Source organism: Cyclobacterium jeungdonense (genome assembly GCF_010994275.1).
GTDB lineage: Bacteria > Bacteroidota > Bacteroidia > Cytophagales > Cyclobacteriaceae > Cyclobacterium > Cyclobacterium jeungdonense.
Window position 1 is genome coordinate 210,768 of sequence record NZ_WMCD01000003.1, and the last position, 24,218, is coordinate 234,985.

Genomic DNA, 24,218 nt, shown 5'->3' on the forward strand with positions numbered 1-24,218 from the left:
CCCGAATTCAGAACCTGGCCGACCAAATTGGCGTTATGCAGGTAGAAAGGAAAATCGCTCATGAGAAAGTGGCAGCAATACGGGTTTAAAGGCATGGTAATTGGATTTTTTACCCTAATCGTCCTGCAATCATTTGTAGTATTTCCCCGGTCAGCCCAGCAAGGGCCCCCAATAATCGATCCCATTTCCCTGAATGTAACCTCTCAACTGTTTGTTCCGGAGGAATACTATATCAAAGGACTGATAGATGACCGCACCGATCGGTCTCCTGTGGCATTTTTAGTACCCCATGTCCGGAGCGGCAGCCAATTAGAAACGGTGGACCTGGCAGGGGGTGCTATGAATGCTGTGAAGGCGTACCTATTTGGTGTGCTACCCCGGAACGAGCAATTAAGACCCATTGTCGTCCGGATAAAAGACCTGAAAATCGTAGAGTCCTTACACGATGCCGGAAACGGGGTGGTCGCTGGGGAGGTATTTCTGGATTTTTCGTTTGAGCTGGATCGGGACGGAGAATTGGTCCACCTCCTGGATTTTCAGGGAGGGGCGAGTTATAAAAGAGGGGTGCGCCAGTTTTACCTGATAGCCCCTGTTCTCAAAAGGTCTATCAATAACTCCTTAAAGTATTTTAACGATTGGATAGAAAATGAATCAGATAAAGACATAAAACTGCTTCGTGATGTAACGATTCGGATTCGGGATTATCAGCAGGATATGAAAGATGACACGGTTTTTTATGACCCGTTCAGGCCTCTTACCTGGGATGATTTCACGGGACGGCCCCGGTTTAACAATTACGCCGCTTCGATCTTTGCCAGTATAGGGTACGAAGGGAATAGCTGGATCGAGGAAGGCAAAGTGATCGTTGACCTGACATTCAAGACCTATATGCTGAAAAGTTCTTCCTGGGTAAGGCGTGAGAACAATAGCTACGGACTGAACCACGAACAACGGCATTTTGATATTGCAAAAATAGTGGTGGAGCGGCTTAAGGAACGAGTACGGCAACTGAACCTACAACCCCATAATTTTGATCGCAAAGTTTCCTTTCATTACCTGGAGGCTTATCGGGAAATGAATCAGCTGCAGGAACAATACGATAGGGAAACGGCGCATGGATTAAACGGAGGAGCTCAGGAAAGGTGGAATAGAAAAATTGACGAGGAGTTGGCTCGGTTTGGAGTAAAGTGATGTAGCACCGGGTAATTGGAATGCCGTAACCCAAGAAACGCCTGTAAAACAGCTATTTTTATTGGTAAAAGCGATTTGTGCCGTTCAGTTTTGAGGTTCAAAGGCGAATCGCTTAACAAAAAAAAGTGGCCATCACCATGATTGGGATGCCACTTTTTATGCAGGTTGGGTTGGTGGTTTTAATAAGTTACCGGTTCTGCAATTCTGTATTCACTGGTAGCGGTGTGTGTGCGGCCAAACATATCTTTCGCGCGGACTGTAATGGTATGGGTGCCCACAGAAAGGTTGGTGGGAATACTTCCTCTCCAGAGGTGGGTAGAATTAACAGGGTTGGAGGGCCTTCTTCCGGGTTCCAGTTCCTCCATGAAATCCCATTCCATCACATCTGCGATAAAAGAAGGGTCTGGTGCTTCTACCCAGTTCATGGCACGCCATTCTCCGTTATCAATTTTATATTCTACCAGATCGTCCTTGTCTCCCATAAAGAAATTGGCAAATATTCCAGAGGAGGTTCCTCGGTTATTGGCTACTACATTGGGATTGTATATCCCAATTTGGTAATCAAGCGGTTTACCTACCACTTTATAGTCGATGGAATAGCTGTTTTCGGCAATATGCAACAGGGCGTAACCTTTAGGTGTACCGTCTCTCATGGTAGAGATGGGTATTCCCTTCGCATTCAATTTTCCGGAATACCAATCACCGGAGGTGGTTCCGGCATTGTACTCGTGAAATCGCCCTTTGCCTTCCCAGCCGTCTTCAGCCGTATAGAAATTGTGCCGTTGCAAGTGAGTATGCGCAGACATGGCCAGGCGGTTTGGGTAGTCTTTCAGTAAATCAAACAAACGCTTTCGGTCGCTGTCACGGAAGGAGTTTTCATTTTGATGAAGCAGGGGGATGTGAAACGAAAGGACGACAAGCTGATCCTTATCAACATGTTTCAGGTCGTTTTCTACAAAATCCAACTGGTCTTTCCGGAAACCACCCCAATAACCCTGTCCGTCTCTGGGGTCTGGATACAATATATCTTCCAGTATTATAAAGTGAGCACCTCCATAATTGAATGCATGGGCGGACGGTCCAAAAGTTTTTTCAAAGGACTCATCTGCAAGCGCATCCGATGTGGCATCGTAATTCATGTCGTGGTTCCCCATTACATTATACCAGGGCCAGGAAGTTTGTTTGAGGACTTCCACATAACCGGGGTGAAGGTCCAGGTCATCACCGGACAGATCCCCGAGGCTAATCCCAAAGCTGATATCCGTTTCATTTTTCGCTTCTTCTACTACTCCCTGAGCAAATAATTCCAGCTCTTTTTGCGTGTAGGGCTGGGGATCTCCAAAAACCATCGCGGTGAATTCCTCAGGTTCTTCCTGGGCATAAAGGGCAAAATCTACTGATTTGGGCAATTTACCAGTTGGGGCCACCCCTTCGTATTGAAGGTCAGGTGATCCGTCTGGTTTATGAATGTGATAAAATTTGGGTAGCTTGTCCTCTCCTGTCGGAACGGCATAGTCTGTGGGCTTGATAACAAAAATGATCTGATCGTTTCCAAGAGGGAGTGTGTACTTACCATCCTCATCTGTGAGAACTACGGATACTCCATTGCTGACCGCTACTGAAGGAATTCCCTTTTCTCTGCGTTCTTTTTTTCCGTTTTGATTGTGGTCTTCATATACTACCCCGGTTACCTGCTCCTGGGCAAGTAGTTGGAAGCTGATACCAAGGGACCAACAAAAGATGATTAATTTTTTCATAGGGTTGGCTTTTTTTATAAAGGCCTAAATTAATTCATTTGACTATCACAAGTGTGGGGAACGGATTAAATTAACGTTATTTCTTAGCGTTCTGAATACGAGTTTTTTCAAATTTCCACACCGGGATTACAGATTATCGGGACCCTTTATTGTGAAAGACGACCAGTCCATCTTTGCCTGCAACGACGATATCCAGAAGCCCATTTCCATTCAGATCTTCTACCGAAAAATAGAGACCTGCGCCCTTTCCTTCTCCGAAAGGACCATAGCTGATGATATTTTTGGTAAAGGATTCTCCGTTCCACTTAAAATAATACAATCCCAAGTGGTCGTTTGCTCCGGGATCATTTCCATTATGCGCGCGGTATCTTTTGCCGGTAATCAATTCCATTTGTCCGTCGTTGTCAATGTCCGCCCATTCCATGGTGTGGTATTGAGACTGATAAGGATCGATGGGACGTTTGATAAAGGTAATCCGTTCTCCCTCGCGTTGCTGTTGGTACCAGTGTAGTCCGTAATCATGCCCCTGTCCCACGATCAGGTCATTTAAGCCATCTCCGTTAACATCTTCAACCAAAATGGGAACGCTCGCACCTCCCAATTCAAAGGAGGGATGAAGCTTCCAGGTACCGGTTCCCAAATCTTCGGGGGCTTCCAGCCAGCCTTCCGGGATAATAAAGTCTCCTCTTCCGTCGCCATTGATGTCTCCAAAACCCAATCCATGCCCGTGTTTATCGATGACAGGGTGCTTGTCGAATGATTTTGTCCCCTTTCCTTCGGCGTCTCTGTTTAAGGTATAGTAAGCCAGGGGCTGATTGGGCGTATTGGGAACAATGTCCAGGTGTCCGTCACCATCTACATCCCAGGCACGGGAGGTTTCCACATTCCCCGTATTGGCAATCTCGTGAACGTCCCATTCCCCGTTTGTACCGGGATTCTCTGCCCAAAATAAGGTTTTGCCAAACCATCCACCCGTAACGTAATCCATTTTCCCATCGCCGTTTACGTCCATGGGAATGGTAGAAAAATCATCAAAGTATTCACTAACTCGTTTCACCTGACCGATGAGCTGCCTTTTGGTGAACTCCGGCCCTTTATACCAATAACTTCCAGAAACAAGGTCATGGATTCCATCCCCATCTACATCGAATACACCGACGGATTCTGCGCTTTCCATGGCGATCAGTTGTTTTTCAAAAGTAACAGGTTGGGGATCATTGTTGAGAAAAACCAACGATAAGGCAATACATACATATCCAATCATACGCTAAAGTTAGGATATTAGTAGGGAAAAGTGTCCTGCACTATCCTGTTCAAAGAAGAATTTGGGGCTTTTTAACCGCCGGAAGGCTTTAATTTGAAAGAGAGGTTCTTTTTTCTACCCGCAAGAAAACGGAGAAGGCTGAAAATAAAGAGCGATACACCGGCCATTTCAAGGGTTTCCTCAATAGTGTAAAAAATCATGTACCGCAGCCCAAACCCTTCATTCTCCATGGTATTGCCTCCGAGCATTTCCATGCCAATAGCGCCAGCGATAAAGATTGCCCCGGAAACCATCATCAAAATGAATATCCGGCCGTCTAGTCGCTTAAAAAAAGGGATGTATACCAGACCTAACAGTAGCATAGCTGTGGAATACGGAATAATCCAGGCGTAATAGAAATACCCTGAAAATTCATAATGGGTTCTGAAATAACCGATAAGGAATTCGTGAATTTCAGTGGCTTCGTCTATGGATAAAAAAGTGAATACAAGTGCTAATCCTTGCCAGCCCATTGCTTTTTGTTCAGTCTTTTTTTCGTAGCGGTAAATGAAATACAATAATACAGCAACCGTCAATAGCAACAAGGATGAAAAAAAGGAGGGTATGTTTGCTTCCTGGTTAAAATCAAAAAGACGGATAAAAAAAATATGGAACGGCTTTTTATCTTCGATAACGTATTGCATCCAGACACAAGCTAGATTTAATACCAATAACAAAAGTATGATGGATCCTAGAAATTTTAAAACGGTAGTTAGGGTAATTTTGAATTTCATAAAGTTGGTTACCAAGGCCATTTTAAGCTTAGTGCCATCTAGATAACAATTTGTTTACCAAAAAGTAGCTATTTAAAAAAATGCTGCTTACACCGGTATTTATACCAGCCAAGCAGCAAGATACTTTTCGGAAACAGACTAAAAAATATACAATACCTAAGCCGAAGGCACCTAATTTTCCAGCAACCATTGATTGACCCGGTGGTTAAAATCCTCCAGATTTTCCCAATGGAAGGCATGTCCGCTACCAGGGTATATGTGTAGCAGGGAATTGGGAATGGCTTCGGCAACTTCCCGGGTCATCCATTGAGGAGTAAAGGCATCGACCTCGCCACCCAGGACAAAGGTGGGATGAGTGATGGAAGATAGCTGGTCCAATACCTCATGGTGAATGCAGGCTTCTGCCTGTCCTTCCAGACCAATCAGCGGTTGGGGAGAAGGGTCCAAAGCCGCATTTTCCCGGTCCTCTACCATGTCCTCGTAACTTGAGTCATCATCAAAGGTGGCTTTGGAAAAAATCAACAGTTGTACGTAGAGGCTAAACTCCTCCGGGCGAAACCGGGCTTTGCAGTCCATCATGTGTCTGAAAATGTCCTTAGCCGTGCGGTCACATCTGGCCCAGGGACACATAAGAACGAGGGATCTCAATAGCTCTGGATGGCGAATGCCCAACTGCTGGGCGATAATGCTACCCATGGATACACCGACTACCCGCACACCCGAAAGGCCGAGGTGTTTCAATAAACCGGCACAGTCATCGGCCATTTGTGCCGAACTGTAGGGTCCCGGAGGTTTGTCAGATAATCCCACCCCCCGGTTGTCCACCAAAATGCAACGAAAGCTTTTTTCCCAATACTCCACGTGTTTTTCCCAAACGGCCCCAGGGGCAGTGATGCCCATAATTAATAACAGCGGCTCACCAGATCCTCTTTCCTCATAGTGGAGGTTAATTCCATTACTTTGTACAACAGGCATAATTTATTTTAAGCTAGGTATTAGTGATTTATGAACCCATTCGCCATCGTGGAGGGTTACAAAATCGGGATCCTTTAATGCCTCCTGACCCTCATCTTCACAGATAATCCATCCATTAAATTGCTCGTCTTTCAGCCATTGGGTAATGCTGGTAAAATCGACTTTTCCATTTCCCATAAGGGTGAATTCAGGATTCCCATCCCAATCCTTGTAATGTACGTGATTGATAAGTGAGCGGTATTCTTTCATCTTGGCCAGCGGGTCCATTCCACCATTGATAATGTGACCTACATCCGGGCACCATCCTGTCACCTTAGGGTCAAGGCTTTCCAGAATGACCTGGTAGTCTTCTTCCGTTCGGGTGATGGAACTGTGAGGAGAATTTGGATGGAAACTGCTAATCACTCCCCGATCAGTCGCTCGGGAAGAAACGGTGTTCACAATTTCTACCAGGTTCTTTCTTCGCTGTACCAGGTCGTGTCTGCCGGTGGGGATCTGAACGGTACAGAGCACCGATCCCGGAAATTTCGATAACAGCTCAATGGCCTCGTCAGCAATCTTTTTTTCTTCGTCCGTTTCTTTGGTACCATTCCAATCTAAGGCAAGGGCAACAGCTGCCAGTTCTATGTTTTCCTCTTTGAGTTTCTTTTCCAACAGATTGGCATCGGATAAGGGACCCATCCAGGTAAAAATTGGTTGTATTCCTGTAAATCCGGCTTTGGAGATAACCTCTATCATGTGGCCCAACTGGCCTTTGTAGGTTTCCCCGTTTTGGCTCATGAACCAGGTGTAGACTTCTGCTCCGAAGCGAAAAGGTAAGTTATTCATTGTAGGTATTGTTTTTTGTTTTGATAAAAGGTTGAGTTTGACTTATAAACCGTGTTTTTCTCCCATTTCCTTGATAAAACGGTAACCGTTTTCTGCCATTTCCCAGGGCTGGGAAAACTCTCTCCAAACACCGATCGAATTAGCGAAATCCGGGTCGTTTCTGGTAAACCCTTCAATGGTCAGCCAGCCCCCAAATTTAATTTCGGACAAAGTAGAAAAGGTATCGTCCCAGGGCACATGGCCAGATCCGGGTGTTCCCCGGTCATTTTCACTAATATGCACATGACCCAGGTAAGGTGCTACTTTTCGAAGGGCCTCGCCTAGTTTTTTTTCTTCAATGTTCGCATGGTGGGTGTCAAACATGGCTTTTACGTGGGGGTGATCCACTTTTTTCACCAAATGGATTAACTGATCCATAGTATTGCAAAGGTAGCATTCAAATCGGTTCAATGCTTCCGGAGTAAGGGTAATGCCTGCCTGCTGGGCATGATCTCCTGCTTTGTGCAATACCTCCGCACTCCAGTTGTATTCGTCCTCGGTAGGGGATCGCTGTGCAAAGGTGGAAAAAGCGGAGTGGAAAGGGCCACAGATCACCTTAGCTCCCAAATCGTGGGAGCGGTCTATGGTCCACTTTATTTTATCCAGAGCCCTGTCCCGGACCTTGGCATCCGGGTTGATGGGATTTTCTTCGGGACCTAATACAAAGACGGTGGTTGTTTCCAGGCCCGTCTGGCTGGCAAATTTCCCGATTTCCTGGTAGGCTTTTTCCTCAGGAGATCCTACAAAAAATTCCACACCGTCATAGCCGATGGTTTTTAATCGCTCAATAATGGGTTTTAAATCATCTGAAACGACCGCAGACCAGGCCAGTACGTTAAATCCAATTTTATTCATGATGTATTGTTTATAATGGGTAAAAAACCAGGTTTTATCAATCTTCTATTCGAAATCGCTAACTTTCATTCCCTTCTGGAAATTATCAAAGCCAAACATGGTCGGTTCGTAGTTTCCTACAATGGAAACATTTGCCATTTCGGGGATTTGGGGCCCCATATCCAGTCCCCAGTAGGTAGCATTTACAATTAACCTCCGTAAATCTTCACTAAGAAGGTCTACCGATGCGCCCATGGTACTGGCAAAGACCCTTCCTTTTTTTCCACCTTCAAGGGCGTAGGACTTGGTCCAGGCTACTGGCATGAGGGACTTTTTCCAGTTGATGGGTGATTCCGGGGTCATTCCTGAGGTAGATGCGCCATGAATCAAAACAGAGGCATCGTCCCCAATACTTGTAACCGTATACACATCAGAAGCTGCCCAAATGTCTTGTACGCCATTGAGTATTGGATTATTTGTTGCGTCCTGTATTCCATCTAATAAACCCCGGGTTCCTTCCACCGCGTGATGACCATGGTGTGCCACCCAGGTTTCGCCGAGAATTTTTCTTCCAAAGCCTTTTTCCCAGCCGGGGAATTTGCTTTGCCAATGGTATTTTGCATAGGGACTTGTGCTTTCTGCACTGTAATTAAAGGCATGGGTAGAGGTGCGGAGTGCCAGCAGAGGTTTGCCTGCCTTGAGGAATTCATCAAAATAACGCATTTGCTCATCGGGTAACTCCCGGAATCGCAGGAGAATGATGGCCAGATCGGCATCTTCAAGTGCTTCCATCCCGGGTATGTTGCTTTTATAGTTGGGGACTACCTCGTTGTTTTCAGGATGGATAGGAAAAAGGACCGTAGTCGTAAAGCCATGATGTGTGGAAAGAATTTTCGCCAGCATCGGGAGCCCTTCCTCGGAGCGGTACTCATCATCTCCGGCTATCAAAACTATTTTTTTCCCCTGCCCGGGGCCGTCGCCTCCTTCGAAATGAAGCATCAATTTTTCCTGCTGGGCTATGGAGAGACTACTGCCAAAGGCAAAAATAATCAATAATGCCAGTCTTAAAAGGGTGTTGGTAGGGGGGGTTTCACGCGGTGCTTTCATGGAGAAAAGAAGTTATTTGGAGATTAAATTAAGCAAATTGTTTGGAACATTCCCTAATGAAAGGGGATCTAATGTGCTAATATAGGATAAAAGGGGCAAACCAGGTTTTTGCTACCCGTTTCGCCCCTTTGTAATTCATCTATTTCTAAGCTGTTGGTTTAATATCCCTGATTCTGAGTCAGCTTATCATTATTTCTGATCTCTGCTGTAGGAATGGGGAAAAGCAGCTCTCTTTCCCTGAGGGTCGGTCCGTATGAAAACTGATGCCCGACGTAATCTTCAAATTGAAGCGTTTCAACATTAAAAGCCTTTCTTAAGCGGACCATGTCATACCATGTTTTATTTTCAAAACATAATTCCACCCATTTTTCTCTCCAAACAGCTTCCCTGAATTCTTGCTGACTCAGGTTTTCCAAATCGGGGAGATTAGCTCTATCACGAATGCTATTCACGGCATCATAGGCTTCCTGGGTGGGTCCGTTTACCTCATTCATAGCTTCTGCATAAATCAGGAGAATCTCCGCATAGCGGTAAATTGGCCAGTTGAGGCCACTACTGGTGGTGTTTAGCTGAGCTACTTCGTCAAAATGTTTCCAGATATAATAGTCGCCCAGCTCCATGACAGTGGTTCTGTCAGACTCAAGGCTGTACTCAGTGTAGAAAAACTCCTTTTCTTCTGCTCTTTTATCCCCTGATTCAAAGGATTCGACAAATTCCTGATTGGCGAATATTCCTCCCGTTTCTGCACTATAGGCAGAAATACCTCGGTTGTAAGGGATTATTGATACCTGCCATGACGAGGGTACAGCGAAAGCAGCATACTGGGTCATGAATATGTGCTCCCCGAGGTTTTTATCCTCTACCGAATGCAATTTGCTGTAATCATCAAACAGACCAAATTCGCCGGATTGGATAACATCATTGGCCTTCTCAGCAGCAAGCTGAAAGTATTGGTTTCCACCCTGAAGCGGGTATCCAGCCATTGTTAGGTAGACGCTGGCGAAAAGTGACTTCACGGCTCCCATAGAAACCCTGCCGCTTACATCTCTCCAGGGCAGCCCTGAATCTTCAGCTACTTCCAGGTCGGCAACAATCTGATTGTAAACCGCTTCCGTACTTGCCGGTTCCGGGTATAGTTCCGGGCTGGTCAAATCGATGGAAGTAGTAATCAAAGGAATGTTTCCAAAAATTCGGATTAGATTGAAGTAATAATAGGCTCTGAAAAAACGGGCCTCTCCCAGTAATCGGTTCTGGTTTGCATTGTCCATTTCGATTTCCGGTATTTTCTCGATCGCCAGGTTTGCATTGGCTATTCCCCGGTACGAACTGGTCCAGTAGGTTTGACCGTATCCATTATCCGAATTATTGATTAGGTTACGTACGAAGAGGCTGTTTTGAGCCTGACCTAATTCCGTATTGGCCAGCCCGGTGGCAAATTCCAGCATCATCCAGGGCCCTCCGCCAAAGCCGCTTTCCATTACCGGCTGCAGGCTTTCATAAATCGAATTTACCACACTGGTGGCATGCTCAGGTCGGGTAAAATAATTTTCTAACGTGAAATTGGATTTGTCGGTTTCTTCCAAAAACTCGTTGCATCCCCAGGTCGTTAGGATCAATAAGCCGATGACACATACCCGGCTAAGTTTTATGATGTATTTTTTCATGATTTTCATTTTTTTCAAGCGTTACGGATTACAGAGCTATGTTTACTCCCAGCATAAATACCCTTGGTTTTGGGTAGGAATACAAATCTACTCCTTGGTCAAAAGGTGATCCGGAAGTAGAAACTTCGGGATCATACCCCTGGAATTTTGTGCTCAGGAAGAAATTCTGAACCGATACGAATGCCCTAAGCCGGTTAAGCTTGATGCGTTGAATCAGTTGCGGCTCAAAGGTATAGGCAAATAGAAGATTCCTACCTCTTACAAAGGAGCCATCCTGTGCCCTGTCCGAATCATTAAAAGTATTGTACCCGGCTGTTAACGGTCTCAATTGAGCAATGTTGGTGTTTTGATTGTCTGGAGTCCATGCATTTAATACCGTTCGGAAACTATTTGCAATTCCCTGTCGGTCTTCCGCAGAGTGCTTGCTTCTCCACAATACCTGATTGCCATACATAAATTGCATGTCTACCATCAATTCAAAATTCTTATACTGAAAGGTGTTCATAAAGGTTCCGAATCCCTTAGGAATACCCTGCCCGATGATTACCCGGTCGTTGTCATTGATAGCACCATCACCATTCACATCTTCGTATTTAATATCTCCCGGTAACTTGAAATACTGTGCGGCCAGGTCTGCCTCGTCTGTGTCCCAGGTACCCAAGTGTACAAATCCAAAGAATGAGCCAACAGGTTCCCCCTCACGGATGATGGTAGAACCAGAGAAAATATCAGCCCCTCCTGTTAGTTCCAACACCTCGTTCTTGTTTACGGAAATATTAAAATGCGTGTCCCATTGGAAATCCTTATTGACCATGTTCACCGAGTTCAAGGCAAATTCAACGCCTTTATTTTCCATGCTTCCGATGTTTTGCGTTACCTGGGTATAACCACTACTGGAAGGTACAGGGGCATTAAGCAACATGTCTTCCGTCAACTTTCTGTAAAGGTCCAGTTCAAACGTAAGGCGATTATTAAATAGTCCAAGTTCCAGTCCTACATCGGTTTGGAAAGTTTTTTCCCATCGAAGATCAGGGTTTGCCAGGCGGTTGATGCCTAATCCGATGGACCGGTTATTATTAAAAATTACCGTGTAGTTGCCCATGCCGGCTAGTGCCTGGTAGGCAGCGATTTCAGAGTTACCCGTTACCCCGTAGCTGCTTCTTAGTTTAAGGTTGGAAATAGTTCTGTTGTCTTTAAGAAAGTCTTCTTCGGAAATCCTCCATGCCAGTGCTGCGGAAGGGAAAACAGCATAGCGATTGGCTTCCCCAAATTTGGAGGATCCGTCAATTCTTCCGGTAAAAGTCAGCAGGTATTTTTCTTTAAGGTTATAATTAAATCTGCCGAAATAGGAGTTTAATCCGTAAGCAGAAGTGCCGGATTGGGTCTGGAAAACATTGGCTCCAGCACCCAGGTTATTAAATTTGAAATAATCGTCCTGAAAATCCCGTGAACGAGCCATGCTATTGAATCGGTCCACGTGCTGCCAGGAGATACCCAAGAGCGCATTGATGGATTGATTCTCGTCAATATCTTTATTGTATGTCAGGTAATTTTCGAACTGCCAGGAATTCAAGCGGTCATTCATGACATAAGCATCACCCCGCTGATTTCTGGCGATGTAGTTTAGCATACGGCCTCCGTAATAATCCACTCGCTGGTTGATGACATTGGTTGCCAGAACGGAACGCAATTCCAGGCCTTCCGCCAGACTAAAGTTGGCATACAAATTTCCAAGCATGGTCTGGGTGTTAACGATATATACCCTGTCTTCCACTACATGAAGGGGGTTGTTGCCACCTTCCATGCCAGGGTAATCTTCGTTTCCAGCCCAGGTTCCATCGTCATATTTAACCGGAATAATAGGTAATGCCTCTAATACTTGCCGCATAGCAATGATGCCTCCGGCCCCTAATGGGTCTACCTGGCTTTCTTTCTGATCCGTATAGCTCAAGGTACCACCCACTTTCAGCCAATCTTTTATCTGGCTGTCAAAGACAAACCGGCCGGCATAGCGCTTGAGATAAGAACCGCGCATAAGGCCTTCTTCATTTCGGTGATTGACATAAATTCCGTAGGAATCTTTTTCGTTGCCACCGGTCAATCCCAACTGGTAATTTTGGGTTACTGCCTGCCGAAAGGATTCGTCTTGCCAATCCGTATCATGCAACGGGTTGCCGTTAGCATCAAACAAACGCGGGTTGGTTCTTTTTAATTGGGGATCCCTGTAAATTCCATTTGCCCAGCCTGATGGGTCGTATTTCTGAGCATTCTGATAGGCGATGTCTTCCACCATCAAAAACTCTTCGGAATTCAATAAGGGGATCTTTTTGGGAAGAACTCCTACGCTTACATCTGTATCAAAAGTGATGACTCCACCGGAGTCGCTACCTCTTTTTGTGGTTACTAATATGACCCCGTTTGCTCCCCTGGCACCATAAATAGCTGTAGCAGAAGCATCTTTCAGCACCTCTACCGAGGCGATGTCATTGGGGTTGATGTAGTCAATCGGCGTACTTCCATTGGCCAGTCCGGCAGCATGGATAATTACCCCGTCTATTACATACAGCGGATCGTTTGCAATACTTACGGAAGTATTACCACGTATTCGGATATTTGCTCTACCTCCGGGACGTCCGGAGTTTACCGATACATTAACCCCAGTGATTCTTCCGGAAAGCGCTTGGTTTAAAGAGGCGGATGGCCGCTCTTGCAGGGCCTCGGCACTCACTGAGCCCACGGCTCCGGTCAAATCGGATTTTTTCTGGGTGCCATATCCCACAACTACTACCTCTGATAGATCAGAAAAAGAAGAATTGAGGAATATTTCTATCTGATTCATTCCGGCTTCTACCAGCACTTCCTGGGTCTCGTAGCCAATAAAACTGGCGACCAATATCTCTCCATTTGCTACTTCCAGACTGAATTCGCCGTCAATATCTGTAACGGTTCCACGGGTAGTTCCTTTCACCAACACTGAAACTCCCGGAATCAATTCCTGGTCCTCCTGAGACTTAATGGTCCCTGAGACCGTTCGTTGCCCCTGGGCCATTGCCTGGCCGCCGAGCATAAGCAGCGAAAAGGCGAATACGGCGATTCCGTATTTTAATTTTTCAAGGAAAAATTTTTCCATAACTTTTAGGTTTATTGATTAATTGATTAAATAAAATGAATTTTATAATTAAGATGGTATTGTTATAGATAAATATAAAATTCCGTACTTTTTACAAATATTCTATCCTGTACTATCCTGCTTATGATTATTTATTGGTGTTTAAGACTATTATTACCCAATACAATTTTATAAAAGGGGGATTTTTAGGATTGGGTATTCGGATTTATAGATGGATGGCAAGTGATTTTTGTCATGAATATTCGCTTGCCGGGAGCCATGGACCGATTAATTGCTATCTTTGCTGTTGGTGATGGCATGTAAATCTTAACATAAAATGACGCTTACTCTTTATAAATTTTTCCTTAGTCTCCTGATTTCAGGCAGTGTGGCTTTTCTGACTGCTTGCAGCTCCACCTCCTACCAGGCCAAGAAAGAAGTGTATTTGTTTTCTTATTTTACTGGAAATGGGGAGGATGGCCTGCACCTGGCCTACTCACTGGACGGGTACCAATTCAAACCTCTTGAAAACGGTAACGCAATCCTTACTCCCACAGCCGGGGAGGATAAATTGATGCGGGATCCTTGCATTGTGAAAGGGAGAGACGGGCGGTTCCATATGGTATGGACAGTTAGCTGGAATGAAAAAGGCCTGGGGTATGCTTATTCAGATGACCTGGTCCAATGGTCCGAACAACAGTTTATTCCCGTAATGGCTCAGGAGCCAAATGCCAGAAATACCTGGGCTCCCGAAGTGTTTTACGATAAGAAAGAGGACCTGTACCTAATTTATTGGTCGACTACTATTAGCGGGCGCTATCCGGAAACCCAGTCTCAGGAAGAAGACGGATACAATCACCGGCAATATTACGTGACTACAAAAGACTTTGAAACGTTTTCCGAAACCCGCTTGTTTTACGAGCCGGGATTCAATGTCATTGACGGTACGATCCAGGAAATCAATGGTGAATACCTGCTTTTCGTTAAAGACGAGACAAGAGAGCCGCCACGGAAAAACATAAGAATAGCCAAAAGCCAAAAATTAACCGGGCCATATGGTCCTGCCGGAGCTCCGATTACCGGAGATTATTGGGCAGAAGGCCCAACGGTCGCCAAGGTGGGTGATTATTGGCTGGTCTATTTTGATAAGTACATTGAAAAGGACATGGGGGCCGTAATGTCTTCCGATTTGGAAAACTGGATTGATATATCCAATCGAATAAACTTTCCGGAAGGCAGCAGACATGGGACTGTTTTTAAGGTAGATAAAACTTTCTTTGACAAATTGCCTTTTGCTCGTTAAGAAATAAACAAGTATTGATTTGATACTGAGTAGCTTGATTTTCGTAAAATAGAAAATGAAAATTTAACGAAAGATTGTAGCAGTAATAAATGCCTTTTTCATTGCGGGAAATCAATTTATTTTTCATTTTTGCAATCACATGCGCACGTGGCGAAATTGGTAGACGCACTGTCTTCAGGTGGCAGCGCCTTCGGGTGTGAAGGTTCGAATCCTTTCGTGCGCACATTTTACTTTTTGGTCCATTTTTTCCTTAGAAGCTGGATAAAATTCTCTTTCTTTTCTAATACGGGAAAATCATCACCCAATAGGTAGCCATAGGGTTGCAGGCTGGGAATCCGATCAAAAGCAATTTTGAGTATTCCTACCAAGGGTATGAACAATACCATTCCGGATATTCCCCAAATCCCACCTCCGATTAAAATTGCCAGCACGACTACCAGCACATTTACCTTTACTTTAGAACCAACGACCAAGGGGGTGATCAGATTATTTTCCAGCAATTGGATGCCCCATAAAACCAATAGCGTAATGAGGGGAAATAAAAAGGTATCCGTGGTTAGAAATACATACAGAATCACCAGAATCGAACTAATAATTACTCCTATATAAGGTATAAGGTTCATGATGGCAATAAATAGGGCAAAGAGCAGGTAATATTTGATCCCTATAAGGTAAAAGTAGATTCCCGCCAAAATAGAAACTAAAAAAGTCACCTTCAGCATGCCCACCAGGTAGGCATGAATGACCTTTCCGGAATCGCTTACCCAAGCTAAAATGGCTTCATTGCTTTTGGAAGAAGCTTTCAGGAGAAAGGCAACAAAAAAATCCCTGTAGTACAGCAATAGGAAAATGTACAGAGGAATAATTCCGATTAAGGTTAGGGATTTCCCGGTACTGAAAATCGTTTCGTTGAGATTCTCTAGGGGGATCCAGTCGAAAGAATCCCATTGTTCGAAAAGTTCTGCTTCTGTAAACCCAAATACTTTACTAATTTCTACCTGGTACTGGTATAGTTTATTGCTCAGCTGGGTGCCTATCTCAGGTATGTCTGCGATAAGTAAGATCATCTGGTTTACTAAAATATAAATAATGGTGACACCCATTATGCTGACCATGACAATGCTCAAAGCAATGGCTAGAGATCTGGGAAAATGTTTGTTCTCCAGCCAATTGGTAATGGGATAAAGGGCAAAGGCAAAAAATACTCCCCAAATCAATGGAACCAGAATAAACGAGCCAACATGCATGAGCCATAGTACCAACGCAAGGGAAAGTAAGGAATATGCGGTTAGCTGAATGGGGTGAGGTTTGGTAGATTCCATGTGGGAAAATGGTTTTAATAATTAAAATTAAGAATATGCCGACTACTTAACCAAAAATTCACAAAAGAAAATGCCGAGGGTTGAAAATCACGATTTAAATAACAATTAGCTAAAAATTTGCGTATTACTGGCGATTGATGTAATATTGTAATGTCAAGAAAAGCAGAAGATCACCATCCTGGAGATTTTAGTATTGTCTGTATACCTTTTTATACCAATCAAGATACATACCATTTCATCATTTACACAGTCTAGAATTACATTCACACGTTTTTTATGTATAACATAGAAGAATTAAGAATCAGGCTATTGTCTGAATTAAAAGAAATAGCAGAGGAGTTGGGGGTTAAAAATTTCAAGTCTTTAAAGAAAGAAGATTTGGTTTATGCCATATTGGACCAACAGGCAATCACACCTGAAAAATCACTTCCAAAGAAAAAACCTACGAAGGTAGAGGAGGAATCCGTGGAGAGTGGTTCGAATGTATCCACAGATACGACAGCTGCAAATGAAGAAAAACCGAAATTCAGAAGACAGAACGTAACTGAGATTCCTAAGGAGGATAAAAAAGGAGCAGTCGAGAAAGAGGAGGATAAGCCAAAAAAGGCAGCAGAAAAGCCTTTTAAACCAGATGAGAGGAAATCAGACGCTTCGGACAAGAAAGCAAAGGAAAAATCGGATACTAAAAAAAGCGAAGACCAGGGAAACAAAGGTCCCGGAAAAGGGGATGAAGGAAAAGGGAGAAGTTTTCGGCCTAGACGCCGGGCAGTTGTGGATGTGGAGGAGTTAAAATCCGGTAACGAGGATAGCGCTCCTACTTCATCAGAGCAGGATTTTCCTAAAAAGCGAAATGTCAGGGATAACGACGAATCCCCGCAGCCTGATTCCAACTACACACCCAAACGAAAAACTTCTGTTACCATCAAGGATTTTGACGGTATCATTGAAAATTCAGGTGTGCTGGAGATTATGTCCGATGGGTATGGATTTTTAAGATCACTGGATTACAATTACCTCGCTTCTCCCGATGATATTTACGTTTCTCCTTCCCAGATTAAGCTTTTTGGACTGAAAACCGGAGACAATATTCAGGGTCAAATCAGGCCACCAAAAGAAGGAGAAAAATATTTTGCCCTGCTCAAGGTAGGAACGGTTAATGGAAAGACCACGGATGAGATTCGCGACCGAATTCCTTTTGAGTACCTCACCCCATTATTTCCGGAAGAACGTTTGAGTCTGACCACCAAACATGACAACTACTCCACCCGAATCGTAGATCTTTTTGCCCCTATAGGAAAAGGACAACGGGGTATGATTGTGGCCCAGCCAAAAACCGGTAAAACGGTGTTGTTGCAAAAAATTGCCAATGCGATTGCGGAAAACCACCCGGAGGTTCACCTGATGATTCTTTTAATTGACGAACGCCCTGAAGAAGTGACCGATATGGCACGATCGGTAAAGGCAGAAGTTATCTCCTCTACATTTGATGAGCAAGCGGAGAGGCACGTAAAAGTAGCCGCATTGGTTTTGGAAAAGGCCAAAAGGATGGTAGAGTGTGGGCACGATGTAGTGATACTTTTAGACTCTATTACTCGTCTGGCCAGAGCTCATAATACAGTGGTGCCTTCGTCAGGAAAGATTTTGTCCGGGGGTGTAGATGCCAACGCCCTGCACAAGCCGAAACGATTTTTCGGTGCTGCCAGAAATGTGGAAAATGGAGGCTCTCTCACCATTATTGCTACCGCTCTAGTAGAAACCGGATCAAAAATGGATGAAGTTATTTTTGAGGAATTCAAAGGTACGGGCAACATGGAACTGTCGCTGGACCGAAAACTATCCAATCGTCGTATTTATCCTGCGATCGATGTACCGGGTTCCGGTACCAGAAGAGAAGATCTGCTGATGGATAAAGAAGAAATGCAGCGGATTTGGATCCTTAGGAAAATCATGTCGGATATGACATCCCAGGAAGCCATGGAATTCCTTTTACAGCGTATGAAAGGAACCAGGGACAATTCAGAATTTCTAATCAGCATGAATGGGTAACATTTTCTGCTGATAATAATAAATCGTCTTCAAAGCCCGGTCATGCCGGGCTTTTTTTATGCTGTCCTGCCGGGCCTAACAGCACCTGTGTACATTCCTGACCAGAGAATCAACAGCTGGACTACGCAACGTTACTGCTGGCTCTATTGATAAGGAAAAACAAAAAAGATAATTGGAATAACGAAAAAATGTATTTAAAAAATATTCATCTATCATTTCACCCTATTCAACAGTTGATGGTTGGCCTTGGACGATTAATTTCCAGCTCCTGATAACGAAGAGGTAAATTTATGCTGTGATATAAAAATAACAGCAATGAAAACCTTTTTTCAAACTACACCTAACCTTGCCACCTTCATTATCGGAATGGGGGTATTTTTTGTTATTGGTCAAGTTATCGGTCAGGATTTTACCAGTGCCAGTAATGGTAAATGGAATGCAAATACTACCTGGAGCAGCGTTACTTCCTGCAAGGCCAATCAAAATATAAGCCAAGGGCATCCTCCCATATCAAAGGATTGGGGCTGTCCGGTAACCGTTTCGATTAATCATTATGTCGTTTTTGATGGAACTGCCCGGGGATTTGGGAGTGGAACGTTTTCCATGATTGAACTTGGGAGCCAGGGGAAGCTGGAATTTAAAGGTGACTTGATTATCGACGGAGGTGGTTCCGTTCCTGAGTTCATAATGGCACCGGGCTCGGAATTGGTGGTGACTGGCCGCTTTGCTATCGACCGTAAAGTCAGCATTGTAATACCGAATAGCGCCAAACTGACGGTAAAAGAGCTCGTTATCGGTGATAATCAACCCAACATTATCGTTGAGCAGGGAGGAATACTGGAAGTTTTGGAAGGCACTACGCTGAAAAGTAAGGCTACCTTGAATGTGAACGGTGATTTTGATACTAATGATCTGGAATTTACCTCCGGAGGGACGGTTACTATCGGTTCTCAAAGTGGAAGGGCAGTGGTTAAAGGAGATTTATTCATTAATAATGGAGAATTAAATTTAGATGGAAAGGGGAGCATTCTGGTCGATGGGAAAACTTCTACCGGGAATAACGGGTCCATTAGTCTAAATGGTAGTTCGAACGGTAGGTTTACTGGAGATGTGACCATGGGCAACGGTGGATCCCTATTGGCGCGAAATAGTTCTGAATTTACTTTTGGAGGTAATTTGTCTCAAAGCGGTGGAGCCAAGATAGAACTAAAGAATTATGCCAAAGGATTTATTACAAACGACGTTACCATGACAAATGGCATCATAGACTTATCCAATAATACTGAGATTTTTGTCGGAGGTAAATTGAGTGCCTCAAATGGAGCTAGTCTCAACGGAAACAATAGTGCTGGCTTTTTTATCTGTGATTACCCTAATTCTACCAAAGAAGATACGTATCATGTGTCCCTCAAAAATACCTCCTTTTACGGAGCAGGTTGTTTCTCCCTTCCCGTGGTTTGGAAATCATTTACCGTAAGCCCTGGTGAAAATGTGCTAAATCAATTGGTTTGGGAGACTGCCAAAGAAATTGCCAGCAGCCACTATGAGATCGAACGATCGATAGGCGGGGTACAAAATTTTGAAACAATCGGAGAAGTCACCGCTTCTGGCTGGACCAATACAGGTTCCCGATATACGTATCAGGATAGGGAAATAGCGGGGGTGCAGGGCATGGTTTATTACCGAATCAGACAGGTAGATTTCACTGAAAACAGTACGGTTAGCGAAGTGATATCTGTAAAAGTAGACAATCAAAGCCAGGATGAAATTCAATGGACGGCCTACCCTAATCCCAGCGACGGGTCAAATTTACAAGTAAAAGTGACCTCTGGTTTTGTATCCGGGCCGGTAAGTGCCCGCTTTTCACACGCAACCGCATCGGTTTCCTTTGAAGGAGAAGTCGGAATGGCCCTTGATCAGTGGCTGCAGCAAGTGATCCAGAAAGCGTCAAAAGGAGTCTGTGTATTGGAGCTGGTCTATGGGGAACAAGTTTACCGGGTAAAAATCCTAAAGGTATAAATGCAGTGATCTTTCCTGCCGCGTAGATTTATCTATATCAATTTTTTTTTAGCGCTTGTGTTATCAAAATTCATGTGGTTGGGTAGGATTGTGGAGGAGAAAATTTTGTTTGAAACCAAGTGTTTAATTATAAGATTAATAAAATGGGATTCAAATCTATAAAAATGCATTTAAAGTTTGATATTGTTTGTAAAAGATAGGAATATCCTTTACTTTCGTAAATATGTAATGCATATAAGTGTATTCGAAACCCTTCTTTCCAGCGATTTTCATGCTCCGATATTTTCAGATTTTCACGGTTTTTTTAGGCATGCTTCTGTCTGGGATGCAGGTGCACGCACAGGTTTATGAATATACTCCTACTGCAGTCGGATGTTCGAAGACCTGGGCGGATGGGAATTGCTGGAATAAAACCCCTCTGAATGAGCCAATTAATTGCGCTGAAAGTGGAGACTGGCCACCTTTTGCCCCTACGGGATGCAATGTGGAGGTAATCATTAACGATGATCTGGTAATTCCTGGAGAGGTTGAATTCGGTGGCAGTTTTGCGTCGCTAACTATAGGAAATGAAGCTGTAGTCACCTTTTCCGGTAATTTGTCCATTGAAGGTCAGAAAAACATCTTATTTTACTTAGAGGGTGAATCCTTTATTAATGTAACCGGAGCCTTGACCATTTCGCAGGGAGGAACGTCGACTCCAACCGTCCTGAATTTGGGAGGTGATGGCTTGGGTATGGTGACGGTGTCTTCCATAAATATTGAAAACAAGGCTGTGCTGGAGGTGTTGGAAGGGGGAGCCATTACCAGCGAAGGGCCAACGGAGTACTCGGGGAATTCCTCCAAAATCAATGTTACCGGTTTTTTTCGGACCCAGAGTTTATTAGTTACCGGAGGAAGAGAACATCAATTTAATACCTACGGAGATTCACAGGTAGTGATTGACTTTGATATTGACATTCGGGGGGATACCGGAATAACCATTGGTGGTACAAGTGAGGTCTACGTAGGCAGGGATGTACTCGTAGATGGAAGTGCAACGATTATTGCAGATGACAATTCCAAAATATTTGTGTGCGGGGCTTTCCCTCCCCCTGAAGAAGGAGGAAGAGCTCAAGAAATTGAGGAAGGGAAGTTTTTTCCCTGTGGGGTACTTCCGGTTGAACTGCTGGATCAGAAGGTTGAGTACCACAACGAGCTCAGGAAGGTAAAATTTACCTGGGCCACAGGTAAGGAAATGGATCTTCGTTATTTTACTGTGGAAAGGGCAGTAGGTACTCCTGATTTGTTCGAGCCTCTCACCCATATCAATGGAGCTGGTAGCAGTACGGAAATAGGTAGCTATGAATGGTGGGATACAAATTTACCGCTTTATAAATCCAGGGTATACTATCGCCTGGTGCAGGTAGATGTTAATGGCGATGAAAAATTCATCGGAGAAGTATTGGCCCTGGATATTCCTGCAACCGATTTTGAATCCTCCGGATGGATGTTTTTTCCCAACCCCAATTGGGGAGGTGAAGCAACGATTTCTATTTTGAATCAGGAAAAGTACAATGGTGAGCTCATTGATTTAGCTGTATATGGTTCCTTTGGGGAAGCGGTGTCGCTAAAAAACAAAGACCTGGAAAGCCTGAACCGTGAGCTGCCAGGTAAAATAAAGCCCCTTCCAACGGGAGTGTACTTTTTTCATGTACGATGGGGAAATCAAAGGCAAATCCTGAAAGTTCTAAAAAGATAAGCATTGCCGGTAGATTACGGGTAGAGAGTTGACTGGGTTTTGAATTTGTAGTAAATTCAAGGTTCAGTTTCTTTTTCTACCTCACCTGATTGGACCATGCAACCACTGGAAGTTTTAAAACATTTTTATGGATATTCTTCCTTCCGCGGGAGGCAGGAAGCGATTATTGAGCAGGTTCTAGAGAAAAAAGATTGCATCGCCCTTATGCCTACCGGGGCAGGAAAATCGGTCTGTTACCAGGTCCCGGCCATGATATTTCCCGGTCTCACGCTGGTGGTATCCCCTTTGATTGCATTGATGAAAGATCAGGTGGACGCCATGAATACCCAGGGGATTCCTGCTGCGTTTTTGAATTCTACCCAGGATATTGCCGAGCAGCGGTATATTTCGGAGGAGGTACGTAATGGAAGGATTAAATTGCTTTATGTTGCTCCGGAGAGACTATTTGGGGGAACTTACCCACTCCTGGATTTATTGAGAAAAATCGATCTTTCTTTAGTGGCGGTGGATGAGGCTCACTGTGTTTCCCAATGGGGTCATGATTTCCGGCCGGAATACCTGAAATTGGGTGAACTTCGGCGTATTTTCCCCAAAACAACATTTTTGGCGCTAACGGCCACAGCAGACAAGCAGACCAGGAAAGATATCGCCGCCCGTTTACAACTAAAGGATCCTCAATGGTTCATTGCCTCCTTTGACCGGCCTAATATTACTTACCGGGTCGGTCTTCGATCGGATGCATTCGGGAAACTGATGGATTTTCTTTCCCTACACCCTAAAGACTCGGGTATCGTGTATTGTTTGTCGCGAAAATCGGTAGAGGAAACTGCGGAAAGATTGACCATCAATGGCTACCCGGCAATTCCCTACCATGCAGGTTTGGATAAAGAAACCCGCCAATCCAATCAGGAGCGATTTATTCGGGATGATGTGCGGATAATCGTGGCAACCGTCGCTTTTGGAATGGGAATAGACAAATCAAATGTCCGTTTTGTGGTGCATACCAACATGCCCCAAAATATTGAAAGTTATTATCAGGAAACAGGACGTGCCGGCAGGGATGGTCTGCCTGGAGAAGCCTTGCTGTTCTACAGCTTTGGGGATAGCATCACCCTCTCCCGGATGCTGGAAAAGGCAGAAGATCCAGTGTATGTCCGGCATATGAAGGCCAAGTTGGAAACGATGGTGCGGTTCTGCCAAACCAGGGAGTGCCGAAGGAAATATTTACTTCGTTATTTTGGAGAAGAGTACCCGGAGGAATGTGGGAACTGCGATACCTGCCTCCAAAACGAAAAAAAGGAAGACATGACCATTTTTTCTCAAATGATGCTTTCAGCCGTCGTAAGACTGGAGCAGCAATTTGGACTGGGACATGTCATTTTGGTCTTGAGGGGCTCTCAATCCGCAAAAATTTCTGACTGGCAAAGAGGGCTTTCAGTATTTGGTATTGGGAAGGATCGTTCCACGGAGTTTTGGAAAATGTTGGGACACCAGTTGATCACCGAAGGGTATCTACATCAGGAGGATCCCTTGCGGCCGGTGGTAAAGCTTACGGATAAGGCTTGGAATAAATTAAAAGGAAAGGAAAAGATTTTCCTGTCCATGGAAAAGGAAGATTTCCGAAAGGGAATGGGGCAAGGAGAGAAGGACGAAAAGTTGCTTGAGAAGCTAAAAGTTTTGAGAACTGAGTTGGCCCGAGAGCAAGATGTTCCCCCTTACATCATTTTTTCTGATGCGACTTTGGTAGAAATGTCTGGCTATTTGCCGGAAAACGAGCAAGCGTTGCTTAAAATCAATGGAGTAGGTAATCTGAAATTGGAAAAATACGGTGCTTCATTTTTGAAGGTCATTCAACAATATCTTCTGGAAAACCCTACAATTTCCAGGAGTAAAGCCCCCCAGAAGAAGGAGAAAAAGGTGAAAAGCGGAATGACCTCTTCTATTAAAGAAACCCTGGATTTAGCTATGAAAGGCAACCCAATAGCTGAAATTGCCCGGGAGAGAGGGTTGGCACAGAGTACCATCGAAGGGCATTTACTGAGACTGCTGGAGTCTGGAGAAATGAAATCGGAAGCATTTTTATCAGAAAAGCAGATTTTGGAAATTCAAGCTGCCGCCTCCCATTTACAAACCAAATTCTTAAATCCACTAAAAGCCCACTTTGGGGAGACATACAGTTATTTTGAGCTCAAAGCGGGATTACTGGCTAAAAATAGGCAAGAATGACGTCCTAATCCCATATTTCCGGT

At 44.3% G+C, this 24,218-nt stretch carries 16 protein-coding genes and 1 tRNA gene; 7 read left to right on the forward strand and 10 right to left on the reverse strand.

Translation table 11 applies throughout. From position 1 onward, the window contains the following. The first annotated feature begins 60 nt into the window (after positions 1–60). On the forward strand, positions 61–1,191 hold the full coding sequence (locus GKS34_RS08420; protein WP_240459239.1) for a DUF922 domain-containing protein: 1,131 nt from the start codon (positions 61–63) through the stop codon (positions 1,189–1,191). Between the two features lie 179 nt (positions 1,192–1,370). On the opposite strand, the gene GKS34_RS08425 is transcribed toward GKS34_RS08420, so the two are convergent. The 9 genes from GKS34_RS08425 to GKS34_RS08465 form a co-directional block, all read right to left on the reverse strand. Beyond that, positions 1,371–2,948 (reverse strand): calcineurin-like phosphoesterase C-terminal domain-containing protein, encoded by a 1,578-nt coding sequence (locus GKS34_RS08425; protein WP_163384367.1) that lies wholly within the window; start codon positions 2,946–2,948, stop codon positions 1,371–1,373. Between the two features lie 133 nt (positions 2,949–3,081). Beyond that, complete coding sequence (locus tag GKS34_RS08430) at positions 3,082–4,212, reverse strand: FG-GAP repeat domain-containing protein (protein WP_163384368.1); 1,131 nt, start codon at positions 4,210–4,212, stop codon at positions 3,082–3,084. A 71-nt stretch (positions 4,213–4,283) separates the two neighbouring features. Then, on the reverse strand, positions 4,284–5,006 hold the full coding sequence (locus GKS34_RS08435; RefSeq protein WP_498366110.1) for a DUF8692 domain-containing protein: 723 nt from the start codon (positions 5,004–5,006) through the stop codon (positions 4,284–4,286). A 150-nt stretch (positions 5,007–5,156) separates the two neighbouring features. Beyond that, on the reverse strand, positions 5,157–5,960 hold the full coding sequence (locus GKS34_RS08440; protein WP_163384370.1) for an alpha/beta fold hydrolase: 804 nt from the start codon (positions 5,958–5,960) through the stop codon (positions 5,157–5,159). A 3-nt stretch (positions 5,961–5,963) separates the two neighbouring features. Then, positions 5,964–6,788: a sugar phosphate isomerase/epimerase family protein gene (locus GKS34_RS08445; protein WP_240459240.1), complete on the reverse strand. Its 825-nt coding sequence runs from the start codon at positions 6,786–6,788 to the stop codon at positions 5,964–5,966. 42 nt (positions 6,789–6,830) lie between these two features. Next, positions 6,831–7,682, reverse strand: a complete 852-nt coding sequence (locus GKS34_RS08450; RefSeq protein WP_163384371.1) for a sugar phosphate isomerase/epimerase family protein — start codon at positions 7,680–7,682, stop codon at positions 6,831–6,833. 45 nt (positions 7,683–7,727) lie between these two features. Then, positions 7,728–8,768, reverse strand: coding sequence for a ThuA domain-containing protein (locus GKS34_RS08455; RefSeq protein WP_163384372.1), 1,041 nt, complete (start codon positions 8,766–8,768; stop codon positions 7,728–7,730). A gap of 158 nt (positions 8,769–8,926) precedes the next feature. Continuing rightward, positions 8,927–10,432, reverse strand: a complete 1,506-nt coding sequence (locus GKS34_RS08460) for a RagB/SusD family nutrient uptake outer membrane protein (protein WP_205602040.1) — start codon at positions 10,430–10,432, stop codon at positions 8,927–8,929. A gap of 28 nt (positions 10,433–10,460) precedes the next feature. Further along, on the reverse strand, positions 10,461–13,562 hold the full coding sequence (locus GKS34_RS08465) for a SusC/RagA family TonB-linked outer membrane protein (protein WP_163384374.1): 3,102 nt from the start codon (positions 13,560–13,562) through the stop codon (positions 10,461–10,463). A gap of 316 nt (positions 13,563–13,878) precedes the next feature. Between GKS34_RS08465 and GKS34_RS08470 the strand changes: the two genes are divergently transcribed. Beyond that, entirely contained in the window at positions 13,879–14,844 is a 966-nt protein-coding gene (locus GKS34_RS08470) for a glycoside hydrolase family 43 protein (RefSeq protein WP_163384375.1), read from the forward strand. Positions 14,845–14,985: 141 nt separating this feature from the next. Next, positions 14,986–15,067, forward strand: a tRNA-Leu gene (locus GKS34_RS08475). Between the two features lie 4 nt (positions 15,068–15,071). Here GKS34_RS08475 and GKS34_RS08480 read toward each other — a convergent pair. Beyond that, entirely contained in the window at positions 15,072–16,166 is a 1,095-nt protein-coding gene (locus tag GKS34_RS08480; RefSeq protein ID WP_163384376.1) for an AI-2E family transporter, read from the reverse strand. Between the two features lie 276 nt (positions 16,167–16,442). Here GKS34_RS08480 and rho point away from each other — a divergent pair, with 276 nt between their 5' ends. The 4 genes from rho (at position 16,443) to recQ (ending at position 24,195) form a co-directional block, all read left to right on the forward strand. Continuing rightward, positions 16,443–18,212, forward strand: coding sequence for a transcription termination factor Rho (gene rho / locus GKS34_RS08485; RefSeq protein WP_163384377.1), 1,770 nt, complete (start codon positions 16,443–16,445; stop codon positions 18,210–18,212). Positions 18,213–18,527: 315 nt separating this feature from the next. Continuing rightward, entirely contained in the window at positions 18,528–20,231 is a 1,704-nt protein-coding gene (locus GKS34_RS08490) for a fibronectin type III domain-containing protein (protein WP_163384378.1), read from the forward strand. 271 nt (positions 20,232–20,502) lie between these two features. Continuing rightward, complete coding sequence (locus GKS34_RS08495; RefSeq protein ID WP_163384379.1) at positions 20,503–21,969, forward strand: T9SS type A sorting domain-containing protein; 1,467 nt, start codon at positions 20,503–20,505, stop codon at positions 21,967–21,969. 96 nt (positions 21,970–22,065) lie between these two features. Further along, the gene (gene recQ, locus GKS34_RS08500) at positions 22,066–24,195 is read left to right on the forward strand and encodes a DNA helicase RecQ (RefSeq protein WP_163384380.1); all 2,130 of its coding nucleotides are present in this window, start codon (positions 22,066–22,068) and stop codon (positions 24,193–24,195) included. Positions 24,196–24,218: the final 23 nt, after the last annotated feature.

What these genes read in the sequence shown, in the direction of transcription:
- GKS34_RS08435 (WP_498366110.1), bottom strand. Translation starts at nt 5,006, where the DNA reads ATGGCCTTGGTAACCAACTTTATGAAATTCAAAATTACCCTAACTACC.
- GKS34_RS08460 (WP_205602040.1), bottom strand. Translation starts at nt 10,432, where the DNA reads ATGAAAAAATACATCATAAAACTTAGCCGGGTATGTGTCATCGGCTTA.
- GKS34_RS08430 (WP_163384368.1), bottom strand. Translation starts at nt 4,212, where the DNA reads ATGATTGGATATGTATGTATTGCCTTATCGTTGGTTTTTCTCAACAAT.
- GKS34_RS08455 (WP_163384372.1), bottom strand. Translation starts at nt 8,768, where the DNA reads ATGAAAGCACCGCGTGAAACCCCCCCTACCAACACCCTTTTAAGACTG.
- GKS34_RS08495 (WP_163384379.1), top strand. Translation starts at nt 20,503, where the DNA reads ATGCTCCGATATTTTCAGATTTTCACGGTTTTTTTAGGCATGCTTCTG.
- rho (WP_163384377.1), top strand. Translation starts at nt 16,443, where the DNA reads ATGTATAACATAGAAGAATTAAGAATCAGGCTATTGTCTGAATTAAAA.
- GKS34_RS08445 (WP_240459240.1), bottom strand. Translation starts at nt 6,788, where the DNA reads ATGAATAACTTACCTTTTCGCTTCGGAGCAGAAGTCTACACCTGGTTC.
- GKS34_RS08490 (WP_163384378.1), top strand. Translation starts at nt 18,528, where the DNA reads ATGAAAACCTTTTTTCAAACTACACCTAACCTTGCCACCTTCATTATC.
- GKS34_RS08425 (WP_163384367.1), bottom strand. Translation starts at nt 2,948, where the DNA reads ATGAAAAAATTAATCATCTTTTGTTGGTCCCTTGGTATCAGCTTCCAA.
- GKS34_RS08465 (WP_163384374.1), bottom strand. Translation starts at nt 13,562, where the DNA reads ATGGAAAAATTTTTCCTTGAAAAATTAAAATACGGAATCGCCGTATTC.
- recQ (WP_163384380.1), top strand. Translation starts at nt 22,066, where the DNA reads ATGCAACCACTGGAAGTTTTAAAACATTTTTATGGATATTCTTCCTTC.
- GKS34_RS08450 (WP_163384371.1), bottom strand. Translation starts at nt 7,682, where the DNA reads ATGAATAAAATTGGATTTAACGTACTGGCCTGGTCTGCGGTCGTTTCA.
- GKS34_RS08470 (WP_163384375.1), top strand. Translation starts at nt 13,879, where the DNA reads ATGACGCTTACTCTTTATAAATTTTTCCTTAGTCTCCTGATTTCAGGC.
- GKS34_RS08440 (WP_163384370.1), bottom strand. Translation starts at nt 5,960, where the DNA reads ATGCCTGTTGTACAAAGTAATGGAATTAACCTCCACTATGAGGAAAGA.
- GKS34_RS08420 (WP_240459239.1), top strand. Translation starts at nt 61, where the DNA reads ATGAGAAAGTGGCAGCAATACGGGTTTAAAGGCATGGTAATTGGATTT.
- GKS34_RS08480 (WP_163384376.1), bottom strand. Translation starts at nt 16,166, where the DNA reads ATGGAATCTACCAAACCTCACCCCATTCAGCTAACCGCATATTCCTTA.